The following is a 16,397-nucleotide window of genomic DNA, read 5'->3' on the forward strand; positions in this document are numbered from 1 at the left end:
GTCAAGCGTGAAGACGTCGAGCGCGGTCAGGTGCTGGCCAAGCCCGGTTCGATCAAGCCGCACACCCACTTCTCGGGTGAGGTGTATGTCTTGTCGAAAGAAGAGGGTGGTCGTCACACGCCGTTCTTCAATAACTATCGCCCGCAGTTCTACTTCCGCACGACGGATGTGACCGGTGCCATCTCGATGCCTGAAGGTGTTGAAATGGTGATGCCTGGTGACAACATCCAGATGACGGTCAAGCTGATTGCGCCGATCGCCATGGAAGAAGGCCTGCGCTTCGCTATTCGCGAAGGTGGCCGTACCGTCGGTGCCGGCGTGGTTGCAAAAATCATCGAGTAGGTTCAAGAAAGACGGGGGTCGCTGCATTGTGGGCGCCCCTAGTCTCTGCCGCAGGGGCATAGCTCAACTGGCAGAGCGTCGGTCTCCAAAACCGAAGGTTGGGGGTTCGATTCCCTCTGCCCCTGCCAATAAGTAATCAAAGAAGTAAGCAAAGCGGACCACATGGCCGATAAGTTAAAGTTTGCGTTGGCGGTATTGCTGCTCGTCGCCGGTATCGCTGGCTTCTACCTGCTCGCCGAGCAGGCGATGATCCTGCGTGTTCTTGCTGTCTTGGGCGGAGCGGCGCTGGCCGTCGCCGTCGCCTGGCAGACCGAGCCGGGGCGTCAGTTTTTCGGCTTTGCCAAGGATGCGACCACCGAAGCGAAAAAGGTAGTCTGGCCGTCGCGCAAGGAAACCGTCCAGACCACCGGTCTGGTGTTCGCGTTTGTAGTGGTGATGGCGGTCTTTCTCTGGTTGACCGACAAGGGTCTGGAGTGGGTTCTCTACGATCTGGTTCTTGGCTGGAGACAATCATGAGTATGCGTTGGTACGTCGTGCACGCCTATTCAGGCTTCGAGAAGAGTGTGCAGCGCGCGCTGCTCGAGCGCATTCAGCGGCAGGAGATGGAGTATGCCTTCGGCCAGATTCTGGTGCCGGTCGAGGAGGTTGTCGAGCTCAAGATGGGTCAGAAGAGCATTTCCGAGCGAAAATTTTTCCCCGGCTATGTGCTGGTCGAAATGGAAATGAATGACGACTCCTGGCACCTCGTCAAGAGTACGCCAAAGGTCACCGGTTTTGTCGGAGGCACGGCCAACAAGCCGACGCCGATCTCCCAGAAGGAGGTCGACAAGATCATGCAGCAGATCCAGGAGGGCGTTGAGAAGCCGCGTCCGAAAGTCCTTTTCGAACCGGGCGAGATTGTCCGCGTCAAGGACGGTCCTTTTACCGATTTTCATGGTGCGGTCGAGCAGGTGAACTACGAGAAAAAATCGTCTGCGTGTGTCGGTGACCATCTTCGGTCGCCCGACGCCGGTCGAGTTGGAGTTCGCTCAAGTCGAGAAAGCCTAATCCAGAAAGTGGGTTGCGGTGCGTGGCAGTCGTGGCGCACCGCAGTAGTGCGGCTCCCGGGCCGCGTTTGTCGTTTGGGGAGCGCCGTCACGAGCGCGTTTGAACCCGTCTAAAGGAGATTCCTAGCGTGGCAAAAAAAAATCACAGGTTACATCAAATTGCAGGTACCTGCGGGCAAGGCGAATCCGTCGCCCCCGATCGGTCCGGCGCTCGGCCAGCGTGGCCTGAATATCATGGAGTTCTGCAAGGCATTTAACGCCCAGACGCAGGGCATGGAGCCGGGTCTGCCGATTCCAGTGGTGATCACCGCCTTCGCCGACAAGAGCTTCACCTTCATCATGAAGACGCCGCCGGCGACCGTTTTGATCAAGAAGGCCATTGGCCTCCAGAAGGGTAGCCCGAAGCCGCTGACGAACAAGGTCGGCACGCTGACCCGTGCGCAGTGCGAAGCTATTGCGACACAGAAAATGCCCGACCTGACGGCGGCTGACATGGATGCAGCAGTTCGTACGATCGCCGGCAGTGCCCGCGCGATGGGCGTTACCGTGGAGGGGTTTTGAGATGGCGAAGCTAAGCAAGCGTCAAAAAGTTTTTACGGGCAAGGTCGATCGCACAAACAGCCTGGCAGTCGGTGAGGCGCTGAAACTGGCCAAGGAATTTGCTACAGCCAAGTTCGACGAGTCGATTGATGTCGCCGTCTGTCTGGGTGTCGATCCTCGCAAGTCGGATCAGATCGTTCGCGGTTCGGTCGTTTTGCCGGCCGGTACGGGTAAGACGATCCGCGTTGCCGTCTTCGCCCAGGGTGAGAAGGCTGCGGCGGCTCTCGAGGCGGGCGCAGACATCGTCGGTTTCGAAGATTTGGCCGCCGAGATCAAGGCCGGGGTGATGAACTTTGATCGCGTGATTGCCACGCCGGATGCGATGCGCGTCGTTGGTCAGCTGGGTCAGATTCTCGGGCCGCGCGGGCTGATGCCAAACCCGAAAGTCGGGACGGTGACCATGGATGTGGCGACCGCGGTCAGGAATGCCAAGGCCGGGCAGGTACAGTATCGCACCGACAAGTCCGGGATCATCCACAGCACCATCGGGCGTGCATCTTTTGACGTTGACCGCTTGTTGGTCAACCTGAAGGCGCTGATCGATGCGCTGATCAAGGCCAAGCCGGCAAGCTCCAGGGGGCAGTATCTGCTGCGCATTGCCGTCTCCAGCACCATGGGGCCCGGGGTTCGCGTCGATGCGTCCACCCTGTAGGTAGAGAATAGGGGATAGCAATAATCGTAGTGCCGCAGTAGGCCACGTCGTGACCTGCTGCGGCCAGAAACTTTGTTGGGCCGTTTGCGGTGCCTGCCTTGCTGGTGCCGTTGATGGATCGTCAAAGACCGCAGGTGCCGAAGGTTTTTGCCAGAGGTTTAAGTGTGCAAGCAGCCTGCAGAGATGGTGTGCCCAGAAAAGGATTTCGCAGCGAACGGCTCTGGCCGTCGCTGCAAGCCCTGATCCAAGGTCGCCGTGGGTGCGGCGCATCCTGATGGATGTGCCGTCTGTTGACTTGATAGGAGGAAGGGCCTGTGGGTCTTAATCTTGATGAAAAGAAAGCTGTCGTGGCCGAAGTTTCGGCCAAGGTGGCTGGCGCACAGACGATAGTCGTGGCCGAGTACACCGGCTTGCAGGTGGCTCATCTGACGCGTTTGCGTGCACAGGCACGTGCTGCCGGTGTTTATCTGCGCGTACTGAAAAACACTCTGGTGCGTCGGGCAGTGCAGGGTAGCCCATTCGCCGAGTTGTCCGGGCAGCTGACGGGGCCGCTGATTTACAGCATCTCGGAGGATCCGGTCGCCGCGGCCAAAGTGCTGTACGACTTCGCAAAGACCAATGACAAGCTGGTCGTGAAAGCTGGCAGCTACGCTGGCGAGCTTCTCGACGTCGCTGGGGTGCAAAGACTCGCTGCAATTCCGAGTCGCGAGGAATTGCTCGCCCAGTTGCTGGGCGTGATGCAGGCGCCCGTGACTGGCTTTGCCTGCGCACTCGCCGCCTTGGCCAAACAACGTGAAGAGCCGGAGGCGGAGGCGGTCGCCTGACCGCAGACCGCAGACCGCACTGTCAGCTTTTACAAATATTCAGATTTTGGAGTTTATTGATTATGGCGATTAGCAAAGAAGACATCCTGGAAGCCGTTGGTGCAATGACGGTAATGGACCTGAACGACCTGGTGAAGGCGTTTGAAGAGAAGTTTGGCGTCTCGGCCGCCTCCATGGCCGTCGCTGCACCTGGCGCAGCTGCGGCGGTGGTTGAGGAGCAGACCGAGTTTACGGTCATGCTCATGGCTAGCGGCGAGAAGAAGGTAGAGACCATCAAGGTCGTCCGTGCGGCAACCGGTCTCGGCCTCAAGGAGGCCAAGGACCTCGTTGATGGCGCACCGAAGGCGGTCAAGGAAGGCATCTCCAAAGCCGACGCCGCCGCTCTTGTCAAGCTTCTTGAGGATGCGGGAGCGAAGGTCGAGGTCAAGTAATTCCGACCGAGCGCTTGGGCTGGCAGCCTTTCGGCTGTCAGCCCTTTTGTGCTTTTCCGGAAACGGCTTTGCGTCGTGGACGCACTGCTGTGCAGCGTGCAAACGCAATAATGAGTAGTGCAAACCGGTCGACTACGCAAGTAATCGTCGCTGTGCTAATCATATTGCTTTTGTCCGTTGCGGACTGGCGGGTCTTGCGACTTTCGCCGGTGCGCACTAGAGGTTTTGCCGTCTGAGTTCGGAGCGACCATGAACTACTCCTACACCGAGAATAAGCGTATCCGCAAGAGCTTCGCCAAGCGCGCCAGCGTGCTTGAAGTGCCGTACTTGCTGGCTACCCAGTTGGAGTCTTTTTCTGCTTTCCTGCAGAAGACGACACCCGTAGCACAACGCAAGAACCAGGGTTTGCAGGCTGCGTTTTCCTCTATTTTCCCGATTGTCAGCCATAGCGGGAATGCGCGTCTGGAGTTCGTCAGCTTTGCGCTTTCGGAGCCGGCGTTCGACGTCAAGGAGTGCCACCAGCGTGGCCTGACTTTCGCCTCGGCCCTGCGCGCTAAGGTTCGCCTGGTCATTCTCGACCGCGAGACTCCCGACACGATCAAGGAAGTCAAGGAGCAGGAAGTCTACATGGGTGAAATTCCCTTGATGACCTCCACGGGCTCCTTCGTCATCAACGGCACCGAGCGCGTGATCGTCTCGCAGCTGCACCGTTCGCCGGGGGTCTTCTTCGAGCACGACCGGGGCAAGACACACAGTTCGGGGAAGCTGCTCTTTTCGGCGCGGGTCATTCCTTATCGCGGCTCATGGCTCGATTTCGAGTTCGACCCCAAGGACCTCCTCTTCTTCCGCGTCGACCGGCGGCGCAAGATGCCGGTTACCACCTTGCTGAAGGCCATCGGACTGTCGCCGCAGATGATTCTGCGCGAGTTCTTCGACTTCGACACTTTCATTCTCGGCAAGAGCGTCATCGAATTCGCGCTGGTTCCCGAGCGCTTGCGCGGTGAGGTCGCACGCTTCGACTTCAACGATCCCTCAGGGACGCTGATTATCGCCAAAGACAAGCGCATTACTGCCAAGCACATCCGCGAACTCGATGCTGCCGGAATCAAGCAGGTTGCCGTTCCGGATGACTTCCTGATCGGACGCGTCGTCGCCGAGGATGTCATCGACCAGAGTAGCGGCGAGATTCTGGCGACTGCCAACGACGAGATCACCGAGTCCCTGCTGGCGAAACTCGTCGAGTCCGGTGTCGAGTCGCTGCATACCCTGTATATCAACGACCTCGATCGCGGCGGTTTCATTTCGCAGACCCTGCGCGTTGACGATACGCAATCCAGGCAGGCCGCTCGTGTGGCCATCTACCGCATGATGCGTCCCGGCGAACCGCCAACGGAAGAAGCGGTTGAAATCCTTTTCAACGGCTTGTTCTACTCGGACGACCGTTACGACCTGTCAGCCGTCGGACGCATGAAGTTCAACCGCCGAGTGGCCCGCAAAGATGTCGTCGAATACAAGATCATGCTCAAGCATGTACCTTCCAAGCGCGAGGGCCTGGTCACTCTGCTCAAGGAGGCGATCGGTGAAACGGCACCAGGCATCGCGCTTCTTGGTGAGTTGAACCACGGGCCGCGAGCGGTCGCCGAAAACATGACCGAAGCCGATGCGCGGGCATTGTTCGAGCAGCTGAAAGCCGCGGGTGCCAGTGGCGAAGCACGCGAGCAGTTGACTCTGTCGCCACGGGACATCGTTGAGGTCATCAAGCTGCTGGTCGAGTTGCGCAATGGTCGCGGCGAAGTGGATGACATCGACCATCTCGGCAATCGCCGTGTTCGCTCGGTCGGTGAGTTGGCCGAGAATCAATTCCGGGCTGGCCTGGTCCGTGTCGAGCGCGCGGTCAAGGAACGTTTGTCGCAGGCTGAGTCGGACAATCTGATGCCGCACGATCTGATCAACGCCAAACCGATCAGTGCTGCAGTGCGGGAGTTTTTCGGTTCCAGCCAGCTTTCGCAATTCATGGATCAGACCAATCCGCTGTCCGAGATTACCCATAAGCGCCGTGTTTCGGCCCTGGGCCCGGGCGGCCTGACACGCGAGCGTGCGGGCTTCGAAGTGCGCGACGTGCATCCCACGCATTACGGCCGCGTCTGTCCGATCGAAACGCCGGAAGGTCCGAACATCGGCCTGATCAATTCGCTGGCGCTGTATGCGCGGACCAACGAGTACGGCTTTCTCGAAACACCCTACCGCACAGTGGTCAACGGCCGGGTGACCGATCAGATCGAGTACCTCTCGGCGATCGAAGAAGGTGCGTATGTCATCGCTCAGGCCAACTCCGAGCTTGGTGAGGCAGGCGTGCTCAGCGACGATCTGGTCACCTGTCGCGAGAAAGGTGAAACGATTCTTGCCGAACCGGCGCGTGTGCAGTACATGGACGTTGCGCCAAGCCAGATCGTTTCGGTCGCCGCTTCGCTGATTCCCTTCCTCGAGCACGACGACGCCAACCGCGCCTTGATGGGCGCCAACATGCAGCGCCAGGCGGTGCCTTGTCTGCGTCCGGAAAAGCCGTTGGTCGGTACCGGCATCGAGCGCACGGTCGCTGTGGACTCGGGTACTGCCGTGCAGGCGCTGCGCGGCGGGGGTGGTCGATTATGTCGATGCCTCGCGGGTTGTGGTGCGCGTCAACGACAACGAGACCGGGCCGGGCGAAGTGGGTGTCGATATCTACAACCTGGTGAAATATATCCGTTCCAACCAGAACACAAACATCAACCAACGGCCGCTGGTGCGCGTCGGTGACGTGATCGCCAGGGGCGACGTGGTCGCCGATGGGGCGTCGACCGACAAGGGTGAACTGGCGCTCGGTCAGAATATGCTGGTCGCCTTTATGCCGTGGAACGGCTACAACTTCGAGGACTCCATCCTGATCTCGGAGCGGGTCGTTGCCGAGGATCGTTTTACTTCGATCCACATCGAGGAACTGACGGTCGTGGCGCGGGACACCAAGTTGGGCCCCGAGGAAATTACCCGCGACATCGCGTCGCTCGGGGAGTCGCAACTGGCGCGCCTCGACGAATCGGGGATCGTCTACATCGGCGCCGAGGTCGAGGCCGGCGACGTGCTGGTCGGTAAAGTGACGCCGAAAGGCGAGACGCAGCTGACCCCCGAAGAGAAGTTGTTGCGGGCGATTTTTGGTGAAAAAGCGTCCGACGTCAAAGACACTTCGCTGCGTGTTCAGTCGGGAATCGCCGGCACGGTAATCGATGTGCAGGTGTTTACTCGCGAGGGTATCGAGCGCGACAAGCGTGCGCAGTCGATCATCGACGATCATCTGCGCAGCTACAAGCTGGACCTCGCCGATCAGCTGCGCATCGTTGAGCGCGACGCCTTCGCCCGCGTCGCACGGATGATCATTGGCAAACCGGCCAATGGTGGGCCGAAGCGCTTGGCCAAAGGGGCGGCGGTCACCCAGGAGTACCTCGACGGGATCGAGCCGCATCACTGGTTCGACATCCGCATGGCCGACGAAGAAATCGCGCATCAGCTGGAATCCCTCCGCGATGGCCTTGAGCAGACGCGCAAAGGTTTCGACGTCGCTTTCGAAGAGAAGCGCAAGAAGCTCACCCAGGGCGACGAGCTGCCGCCCGGCGTGCAGAAAATGGTCAAGGTCTACGTCGCCGTCAAGCGGCGTCTGCAGGCGGGCGACAAGATGGCCGGCCGGCACGGCAACAAGGGCGTTGTTTCACGCATCGTTCCGGTCGAAGACATGCCGTATATGGCCGATGGCCACCCGGTCGATATCGTGCTCAACCCGCTCGGCGTCCCATCGCGGATGAACGTTGGACAGATTCTCGAGGTCCACCTGGGGCTGGCTGCCAAAGGCCTGGGTTTCAGAATTGGCGAAATGCTTCGCCGCCAGGCGACGGCAACCGAGGTTCGCGGCTTCCTCGATCAGATCTACAACAGTACGGGCAAGTCCGAGGATCTCGATCAACTGAGCGACGGTGAGATTGTCGAAATGGCCGGCAACCTGGAAAAGGGCGTGCCTTTCGCGACGCCGGTTTTCGATGGCGCCAAGGAATCCGAGATCAAGGGCATGCTGGCGCTCGCCGGAATGCCCGAATCAGGGCAGATGACCTTGTATGACGGCCGCACGGGTGAGCGTTTCGAGCGCCAGGTGACGGTTGGCTACATGCACGTCTTGAAGCTCCACCACCTGGTCGACGACAAGATGCACGCGCGTTCGACCGGCCCGTACTCGCTGGTCACCCAGCAGCCGTTGGGGGGTAAAGCCCAGTTTGGTGGCCAGCGTTTCGGCGAGATGGAAGTCTGGGCGCTCGAAGCCTATGGTGCTTCGTACGTGCTGCAGGAAATGCTGACCGTCAAGTCTGACGATGTGAATGGCAGGACCAAGGTGTACGAGAACATCGTCAAGGGTGATCACAAGATCGAGGCCGGTATGCCCGAATCTTTCAACGTACTGGTCAAGGAAATCCGTTCGCTGGCGATTGACATCGATCTCGAACGTTTCTGATTGTTTGCCGAGGGGTGAGCGTTGCGGTCGGTCTACCGGTCGACCGCGCGCCGCCCCTGACACCCCCACTCCTAACTGGAGCAAAAGATGAAAGCACTGCTTGATTTGTTTAGGCAGGTGACGCAGGAAGAGCAGTTCGACGCGATCACCATTGGTCTCGCTTCGCCGGACAAGATTCGCTCCTGGTCCTATGGTGAAGTGAAGAAACCCGAGACGATCAACTATCGTACCTTCAAGCCGGAACGCGATGGTCTGTTCTGCGCCAAGATCTTTGGCCCGATCAAGGACTACGAGTGCCTTTGCGGCAAGTACAAGCGGCTCAAGCATCGTGGCGTGATCTGCGAGAAATGCGGCGTCGAAGTGACGCTGGCCAAGGTTCGCCGTGAGCGTATGGCGCACATCGATCTGGCCAGCCCGGTGGCCCATATCTGGTTCCTGAAGAGCCTGCCAAGCCGTCTTGGCATGGTGCTCGACATGACCTTGCGTGACATCGAACGGGTGCTCTACTTCGAAGCCTTCGTGGTCTACGATCCGGGCATGACGCCGCTGGCACGTGCGCAGCTGTTGACCGAGGACGACTATCTGGCCAAAGTCGAAGAGTACGGCGACGACTTCGACGCGGCGATGGGTGCCGAAGGCATCCGCGAACTGCTGCGTTCGATCGATCTGGCCCGTGAAGTCGAAACCCTGCGCTCCGAACTCGAGACGACGACCTCCGAAACCAAGAGCAAGAAGTTCTCCAAGCGCCTGAAAATTCTTGAGGGCTTCCAGAAATCGGGGATCAAGCCCGAGTGGATGGTGCTCGAAGTGTTGCCGGTCCTGCCACCCGATCTGCGTCCGCTGGTGCCGCTGGACGGCGGCCGCTTTGCGACCTCCGACCTCAATGATCTCTATCGCCGCGTCATCAACCGCAACAATCGTCTGAAGCGCCTGCTCGAACTCAAGGCTCCGGAAATCATCGTTCGCAATGAAAAGCGGATGCTCCAGGAGGCTGTCGACTCGCTGCTCGACAACGGTCGCCGCGGCAAGGCGATGACCGGTGCCAACAAGCGTCCGCTGAAGTCGCTGGCCGACATGATCAAGGGTAAGGGCGGTCGTTTCCGCCAGAACCTGCTTGGCAAGCGCGTCGACTACTCGGGTCGTTCGGTCATCGTCGTCGGTCCGCAACTCAAGCTGCACCAGTGCGGGCTGCCGAAACTCATGGCCCTGGAGCTGTTCAAGCCGTTCATTTTCAACCGTCTGGAAGGCATGGGTCTGGCGACCACCATCAAGCAGGCGAAGAAGATGGTCGAGACGCAGGAATCGGTCGTCTGGGACATCCTGGAAGAAGTCATCCGCGAACATCCGATCATGCTCAACCGGGCGCCGACGCTGCACCGTCTGGGCATTCAGGCTTTTGAGCCGACGCTGATCGAGGGCAAGGCGATCCAGCTGCATCCTCTGGTTTGTGCGGCCTTCAACGCCGACTTCGACGGTGACCAGATGGCCGTGCATGTGCCGCTGTCCCTCGAGGCGCAGATGGAAGCGCGGACCCTGATGCTGGCCTCGAACAATGTCCTGTCGCCAGCCAACGGCGAGCCGATCATTGTTCCTTCGCAGGATATCGTTCTCGGTCTCTACTACGCCACTCGCGAGTGCGTCAATGCCAAGGGCGAGGGGATGATGTTCCCTGATCTCGCCGAAGTGACGCGCGCCATGCAGGCCGGCCAACTCGACCTGCACGCGCGTGTCTCGGTGCGCATTTCCGAGTACGAGAGTGACGGCGAGAATGGCTGGCAGGAGAAGGTCACGCGCTACAAGACGACCGCCGGGCGTGCCCTGCTTTCCGAGATCCTGCCGAAAGGGCTGCCCTTCAGCCTGATCGACAAGCCGCTCAAGAAGAAGGAAATCTCGAAGCTGATCAACGCCGCGTTCCGCCGCTGCGGTCTCAAGGAAACCGTCGTCTTTGCCGACAAGTTGATGCAGAACGGCTATCGCCTGGCGACCCGGGCGGGTATTTCGATTTGCTCGGACGACATGCTGGTGCCTGCGCAAAAGCGCGAAATCATTGCCGCGGCCGACGACGAGGTCAAGGAAATCGAGAACCAGTACACCAACGGTCTGGTCACCAACGGCGAGCGCTACAACAAGGTCGTCGATATCTGGGGGCGTACCGGTGATCAGGTGGCCAAGGTGATGATGGATCAACTCGGTCACGAGGAGGTCGTTAATCGCCACGGTGTGAAGGAAAGGCAGGAGTCGTTCAACTCCATCTTCATGATGGCCGATTCGGGGGCGCGTGGTTCTGCCGCGCAGATTCGCCAGCTGGCCGGCATGCGCGGGCTGATGGCAAAACCGGACGGCTCGATCATAGAAACGCCGATTACCACGAATTTCCGCGAAGGTCTGAACGTCCTCCAGTACTTCATCTCGACGCACGGCGCTCGCAAGGGTCTTGCCGATACGGCCTTGAAGACCGCCAACTCGGGCTACTTGACGCGTCGGCTGGTCGACGTGACGCAGGACCTGGTGGTGATCGAGGATGATTGCGGAACGAGCAACGGCGTTACTCGGAAAGCACTGATCGAAGGCGGTGAGGTCATCGAGGCCATCCGCGAGCGCATTCTTGGCCGCGTTACGGCGGCCGACGTGATTGACCCCGATTCACAAGAGACCCTCATCGAGCAGGGAACGCTGATCTCCGAGGATCACTGCGATCTGATCGACCGCTTGGGAATCGACGAAGTCAAGGTACGTACGCCGTTGACCTGTGATACCCGCTATGGTCTGTGCGCCATGTGTTATGGGCGTGACCTCGGCCGCGGTTCGCCGGTCAACGTTGGCGAGGCGGTCGGAGTCATGGCCGCGCAATCGATTGGCGAGCCGGGAACGCAGCTCACCATGCGCACTTTTCACGTTGGTGGCGCAGCATCGCGCGCTGCGGTGGCGAGTCACGTCGAGACGCACAGCGCCGGTGTGGTGCGTTTTACCTCGACCATGCGCTATGTCACCAGCGCCAAGGGCGAGAAGATCGTCATCACCCGTTCCGGCGAGGTTTTGATTACCGACGATAGTGGTCGCGAACGTGAAAAGCATAAAGTTCCTTACGGGGCGACCTTGCGCGTCGTCGACGGTGAGGCGGTCAAGGCAGGTATTCGCCTGGCAACCTGGGATCCGCACACGCGGCCGATCATCGCCGAATACTCGGGTCTGGTGAAGTTCGAGAACGTCGACGAAGGCGTCACCGTCGCCAAGCAGATTGACGAGGTGACCGGTCTGTCTACCCTGGTGGTCATCGATCCCAAGCGCGGTGGAAAGGTGCCCAGCAAAGGGCTGCGCCCGCAGGTCAGGTTGTTCGAACCGGGCGGGGAAGAGGTCAAGATGCACGGCAGCGATCAAGCGGTGACCATCACTTTCCAGGTTGGCGCAATCATCAATGTCGCCGACGGACAGACCATTTCGGTGGGCGACGTGCTGGCGCGACTTCCGCAGGAATCGGCAAAGACCCGGGACATTACCGGTGGCTTGCCGCGCGTGGCGGAATTGTTCGAAGCGCGGACGCCGAAGGATGCCGGTATGCTGGCCGAGTTCACCGGCACCATGTCCTTCGGCAAGGACACCAAGGGCAAGCAGCGCCTGGTGATTACCGATCTTGACGGCGAAACTCACGAGTACCTGATCCTGAAGGACAAGCATGTCCTGGTTCATGATGGGCAGGTGGTGAACAAGGGCGAGTCGATTGTCGATGGTGCGCCAGACCCCCACGACATTCTTCGTTTGCTGGGCGTCGAGGCATTGGCGGTCTACATCACTGACGAGGTTCAGGACGTGTACCGCCTGCAAGGTGTCAAGATCAACGACAAGCACATCGAAGTGATCGTTCGCCAGATGCTGCGCCGGGTGAATGTGGTGGATGCCGGTGACAGCAAGTTTATCAAGGGCGAGCAGGTCGAGCGCGCACATCTCCTCGATGAGAACGACTTGATTGTCGCCGAAGGCAAGCTGCCGGCGATCTACGAACACGTGTTGCTGGGGATTACCAAAGCCTCGCTGTCCACTGATTCCTTCATTTCGGCAGCGTCGTTCCAGGAAACGACGCGTGTCTTGACCGAGGCGGCGATCATGGGCAAGCGTGACGAGCTGCGCGGCCTGAAGGAGAACGTCATCGTCGGTCGCCTGATCCCCGCGGGCACCGGTCTTGCCTATCACAACACGCGCAAGAAGAATCTCGCCGGCGAAGATGTGGCTGCCGGAGTCGGTTTGCTCGACGCCGAGCCTGCAGCCACTGAGGAGAGTGCCGAGGACGAACCGATTGCTTGACTTGGCGCGTGATAGACCATAGAATCGCCGGTCTTTGTCGCCGACCATGTCTAGTGTGTCGGCTGGTCACTGAAATCGCCAAGGCGGCCTTTCCGGTCCGCCTTGGTTTTTTGCAGACGTCATGTGGTCTTCATGAGCGTCTCTGCACTGAATAGAAGGGTAGAAACATGCCAACCATTAACCAGTTGGTGCGCAAGCCTCGCGAGGCCGTCCGTACCAAGAGCAAAGTCCCCGCGCTGGAGAATTGCCCGCAAAAACGGGGAGTATGCACGCGTGTGTACACCACCACGCCGAAGAAGCCGAACTCTGCCTTGCGCAAAGTCTGCAAGGTGCGCTTGACGAATGGCTTCGAGGTTATTTCTTACATCGGTGGCGAGGGGCACAACCTGCAGGAGCACTCGGTGGTGCTGATCCGCGGTGGTCGTGTGAAAGACCTTCCGGGTGTACGTTATCACACCGTTCGTGGCTCGCTGGACACCCAGGGTGTCAAGAAGCGTAAGCAGGGTCGTTCCAAGTACGGGACCAAGCGCCAAAAAGCGGCTTGATTTTCGTCCGAGTAAGGGTCGTTCCCCATGGGCGGCCGGGAGGGCTGGGCGCGTTGCCCGGTTCTTCAACTGAATTGTGACTATGAGAGGTTGTTATGCCCCGTCGTCGTGAAGTACCGAAGCGCGATATTCTGCCGGACCCGAAGTTCGGCAACGTTGATGTGTCGAAGTTTGTCAATACGATCATGATGAGCGGCAAGAAGTCTGTCGCCGAGCGCATTGTCTATGGTGCCTTCGAGCAGATTGTGACCAAGACCGGCAAGGATCCCTTGGAGACCTTTGCCATGGCGCTCGGTAACATCAGGCCGCTGGTCGAAGTCAAGAGTCGCCGTGTCGGCGGCGCCAACTACCAGGTTCCGGTTGAGGTTCGTCCGAGTCGTCGCATGGCGCTGGCCATGCGCTGGTTGCGTGAGTCGGCCCGCAAGCGTTCGGAGAAGTCGATGGGTCAGCGCCTGGCGGCCGAAATCCTGGAGGCCTCCGAGAGTCGCGGCGGCGCTGTCAAGAAGCGTGACGAAATTCACCGCATGGCAGAAGCCAACAAGGCGTTTGCGCACTTCCGCTTCTAGGTCATACCCAAAGCGTTGCCGCCTTGCGGCGACGATCGCTCTTTATTCGTGAAGGTCTATTACTGTGGCACGTAAAACCCCCATCGAGCGCTACCGAAATATCGGCATCAGCGCTCACATTGACGCCGGCAAGACGACGGTGACCGAGCGTATCCTGTTCTATACGGGTATCAACCACAAGATTGGTGAAGTCCATGACGGTGCTGCGACCATGGACTGGATGGCGCAGGAGCAGGAGCGCGGCATCACGATTACTTCGGCTGCAACCACCTGTTTCTGGAAGGGTATGCAGCTTGACCGCCCCGAGCACCGAGTCAACATCATCGATACCCCGGGTCACGTCGACTTCACCATTGAAGTCGAGCGCTCAATGCGGGTTCTCGATGGCGCGTGCATGATTTATTGCGCGGTCGGGGGTGTGCAGCCGCAATCCGAGACCGTCTGGCGTCAGGCGACCAAGTACAAGGTGCCGCGCCTGGCTTTCATAAACAAGATGGATCGGCAAGGTGCGGACTTCTTCAAAGTCCTGGCGCAGATGAAAACCCGCTTGACCGCCAATCCGGTGGCAATCGTGATTCCGATTGGTAAGGAAGACTACTTCGAGGGTGTTGTCGACCTGATCAAGATGAAGGCCGTCATCTGGGATGAGGCCTCGCTGGGCATGAAGTTCGACTATCGCGAGATTCCGGCTGAGTTGCAGGCGGAAGCTAACGAGTGGCGCGGCAAGATGGTCGAGGCGGCGGCTGAGTCCTCGGAGCAGTTGATGGACCGCTATCTTGAAAATGGTGACCTCGACGAGGCTGATGTCATCAAGGGTCTGCGCGCGCGTACCCTGGCTTGCGAGATCCAGCCGGCCCTGTGCGGAACCGCTTTCAAGAACAAGGGCGTGCAGCGCATGCTCGATGCGGTGATCGATTTGCTGCCGTCGCCGATCGACATTCCGCCGGTAACCGGCGAGCTGGAGAATGGCGAGCAGGGTAGTCGCGAGGCGTCCGATTCCGCCAAGTTCTCCGCGCTGGCCTTCAAGCTGATGACCGACCCCTATGTCGGGCAGTTGACCTTTATTCGCGTCTACTCCGGGGTGCTCAAGTCGGGCGACTTCATCTACAACCCGACCAAGGGGCGTCGCGAGCGGATCGGGCGCGTGCTGCAGATGCACGCCAACAACCGCGAGGAGTTGAAAGAGGTGCTCGCCGGCGACATCGCGGCCTGTGTCGGCCTTAAGGATGTGACCACCGGTGAGACGCTATGCGATCCGACCGCAGTGATCACTCTTGAGCGGATGATTTTCCCGGAGCCGGTGATACACGTCGCAGTCGAGCCGAAAACCAAGCCCGACCAGGAAAAGATGGGTATCGCACTTGGCCGCCTGGCGCAGGAGGATCCATCTTTCCGCGTGCGTACGGATGAGGAGTCCGGGCAAACCATTATCTCTGGTATGGGCGAGTTGCACCTGGAGATCATTGTCGACCGCCTGCGTCGCGAGTTCGGGGTCGATGCCAATGTCGGTGCGCCACAAGTGGCTTACCGTGAATGCATCAAGAAGTCGGTTGAACAGGAAGGCAAGTTCGTCAAGCAGTCCGGAGGGCGTGGTCAGTACGGCCACGTGTGGCTGAAGATTGAACCGAACGAGACCGGTAAGGGCTACGAATTCGTCGACGCCATCAAGGGCGGTACGGTGCCGCGGGAGTACATTCCGGCGGTCGACAAGGGCTTGCAGGATGCGATTACCAGCGGTGTGCTGGCTGGCTTCCCGGTCGTCGATATCAAGTTCACCCTCTTCGAGGGCTCTTACCACGACGTCGACTCCAACGAGAACGCTTTTCGTATGGCGGCATCGTTTGCCTTCAAGGAAGGGATGCGTCGCGCCCAGCCAACCCTGCTCGAGCCGATGATGGCTGTGGAAGTCGAGACGCCGGAAGACTATATGGGAAATGTCATGGGCGACCTGTCGAGTCGTCGCGGCATGGTTCAGGGAATGGAAGATGCTCCGGGGAACATCAAGCTGATTCGCGCCGAAGTGCCGCTGGCGGAGATGTTCGGTTATTCGACCACCCTGCGCTCGCTGTCACAGGGTCGTGCGACCTACTCCATGGAATTCAAGCACTACGCCGAAGCGCCGAAGAACGTCGCAGAGGCCATCATCAACAAGAAATGACGTTGTTTTTGAGGATAAGGTAATGGCAAAGGGAAAATTCGAGCGCAACAAACCGCACGTCAACGTTGGCACGATTGGGCACGTTGACCACGGCAAGACAACGCTGACGGCGGCGATCACGACCATTCTGTCGAAGAAGTATGGCGGTACCGCCAAAGCCTACGACCAGATCGATGCGGCGCCGGAAGAGAAGGCGCGCGGGATCACGATCAATACCGCGCACGTCGAGTACGAGACGGCAAAGCGCCACTACGCGCACGTCGATTGCCCGGGTCACGCTGACTACGTGAAGAACATGATCACCGGTGCCGCGCAGATGGACGGCGCGATTCTGGTGTGCTCGGCCGCTGACGGTCCGATGCCGCAGACGCGTGAGCACATTCTGTTGGCCCGCCAGGTGGGC

Annotated in this window: 10 protein-coding genes, 1 tRNA gene and 3 pseudogenes; all 14 read left to right on the forward strand. The window is 59.5% G+C overall.

Going from position 1 to position 16,397, the window contains the following annotated elements:
* A pseudogene (gene tuf / locus E4Q23_RS13860) lies at nt 1–342 on the forward strand (elongation factor Tu); the annotation flags it as partial.
* A 52-nt stretch (nt 343–394) separates the two neighbouring features.
* Nucleotides 395–470, forward strand: a tRNA-Trp gene (locus tag E4Q23_RS13865).
* Between the two features lie 34 nt (nt 471–504).
* A complete protein-coding gene (gene secE / locus E4Q23_RS13870; RefSeq protein WP_169067181.1) occupies nt 505–858 on the forward strand; it encodes a preprotein translocase subunit SecE in 354 nt (117 codons plus the stop codon).
* Nucleotides 855–1,389: pseudogene (nusG, locus tag E4Q23_RS13875) on the forward strand (transcription termination/antitermination protein NusG). Before secE ends, nusG begins: the two are co-directional and overlap by 4 nt.
* A gap of 140 nt (nt 1,390–1,529) precedes the next feature.
* Nucleotides 1,530–1,949, forward strand: coding sequence for a 50S ribosomal protein L11 (gene rplK / locus E4Q23_RS13880; protein ID WP_169067189.1), 420 nt, complete (start codon nt 1,530–1,532; stop codon nt 1,947–1,949).
* A gap of 1 nt (nt 1,950) precedes the next feature.
* On the forward strand, nt 1,951–2,640 hold the full coding sequence (gene rplA / locus E4Q23_RS13885; RefSeq protein WP_169067182.1) for a 50S ribosomal protein L1: 690 nt from the start codon (nt 1,951–1,953) through the stop codon (nt 2,638–2,640).
* 314 nt (nt 2,641–2,954) lie between these two features.
* Nucleotides 2,955–3,464, forward strand: a complete 510-nt coding sequence (gene rplJ, locus E4Q23_RS13890) for a 50S ribosomal protein L10 (RefSeq protein WP_169067183.1) — start codon at nt 2,955–2,957, stop codon at nt 3,462–3,464.
* 62 nt (nt 3,465–3,526) lie between these two features.
* Nucleotides 3,527–3,895 (forward strand): 50S ribosomal protein L7/L12, encoded by a 369-nt coding sequence (rplL, locus tag E4Q23_RS13895; protein WP_169067184.1) that lies wholly within the window; start codon nt 3,527–3,529, stop codon nt 3,893–3,895.
* 249 nt (nt 3,896–4,144) lie between these two features.
* Nucleotides 4,145–8,426: pseudogene (gene rpoB / locus E4Q23_RS13900) on the forward strand (DNA-directed RNA polymerase subunit beta).
* An 87-nt stretch (nt 8,427–8,513) separates the two neighbouring features.
* A complete protein-coding gene (gene rpoC, locus E4Q23_RS13905; RefSeq protein ID WP_169067185.1) occupies nt 8,514–12,725 on the forward strand; it encodes a DNA-directed RNA polymerase subunit beta' in 4,212 nt (1,403 codons plus the stop codon).
* Nucleotides 12,726–12,892: 167 nt separating this feature from the next.
* On the forward strand, nt 12,893–13,270 hold the full coding sequence (rpsL, locus tag E4Q23_RS13910) for a 30S ribosomal protein S12 (RefSeq protein WP_169067186.1): 378 nt from the start codon (nt 12,893–12,895) through the stop codon (nt 13,268–13,270).
* Between the two features lie 95 nt (nt 13,271–13,365).
* Nucleotides 13,366–13,836: a 30S ribosomal protein S7 gene (rpsG, locus tag E4Q23_RS13915; protein WP_169067187.1), complete on the forward strand. Its 471-nt coding sequence runs from the start codon at nt 13,366–13,368 to the stop codon at nt 13,834–13,836.
* Between the two features lie 64 nt (nt 13,837–13,900).
* Nucleotides 13,901–15,994: an elongation factor G gene (gene fusA, locus E4Q23_RS13920; protein WP_169067188.1), complete on the forward strand. Its 2,094-nt coding sequence runs from the start codon at nt 13,901–13,903 to the stop codon at nt 15,992–15,994.
* A gap of 22 nt (nt 15,995–16,016) precedes the next feature.
* Nucleotides 16,017–16,397 (forward strand): GTP-binding protein (locus tag E4Q23_RS13925; protein WP_211203771.1); only part of this gene is annotated, 381 nt, incomplete at its 3' end.

Source organism: Candidatus Accumulibacter phosphatis (assembly GCF_012939955.1).
GTDB classification, from domain to species: domain Bacteria; phylum Pseudomonadota; class Gammaproteobacteria; order Burkholderiales; family Rhodocyclaceae; genus Accumulibacter; species Accumulibacter delftensis.

Coding starts and splice junctions, on each gene's coding strand:
- secE (WP_169067181.1), top strand. CDS start 505: ATGGCCGATAAGTTAAAGTTTGCGTTGGCGGTATTGCTGCTCGTCGCC.
- rplA (WP_169067182.1), top strand. CDS start 1,951: ATGGCGAAGCTAAGCAAGCGTCAAAAAGTTTTTACGGGCAAGGTCGAT.
- rplL (WP_169067184.1), top strand. CDS start 3,527: ATGGCGATTAGCAAAGAAGACATCCTGGAAGCCGTTGGTGCAATGACG.
- rpoC (WP_169067185.1), top strand. CDS start 8,514: ATGAAAGCACTGCTTGATTTGTTTAGGCAGGTGACGCAGGAAGAGCAG.
- rpsL (WP_169067186.1), top strand. CDS start 12,893: ATGCCAACCATTAACCAGTTGGTGCGCAAGCCTCGCGAGGCCGTCCGT.
- rpsG (WP_169067187.1), top strand. CDS start 13,366: ATGCCCCGTCGTCGTGAAGTACCGAAGCGCGATATTCTGCCGGACCCG.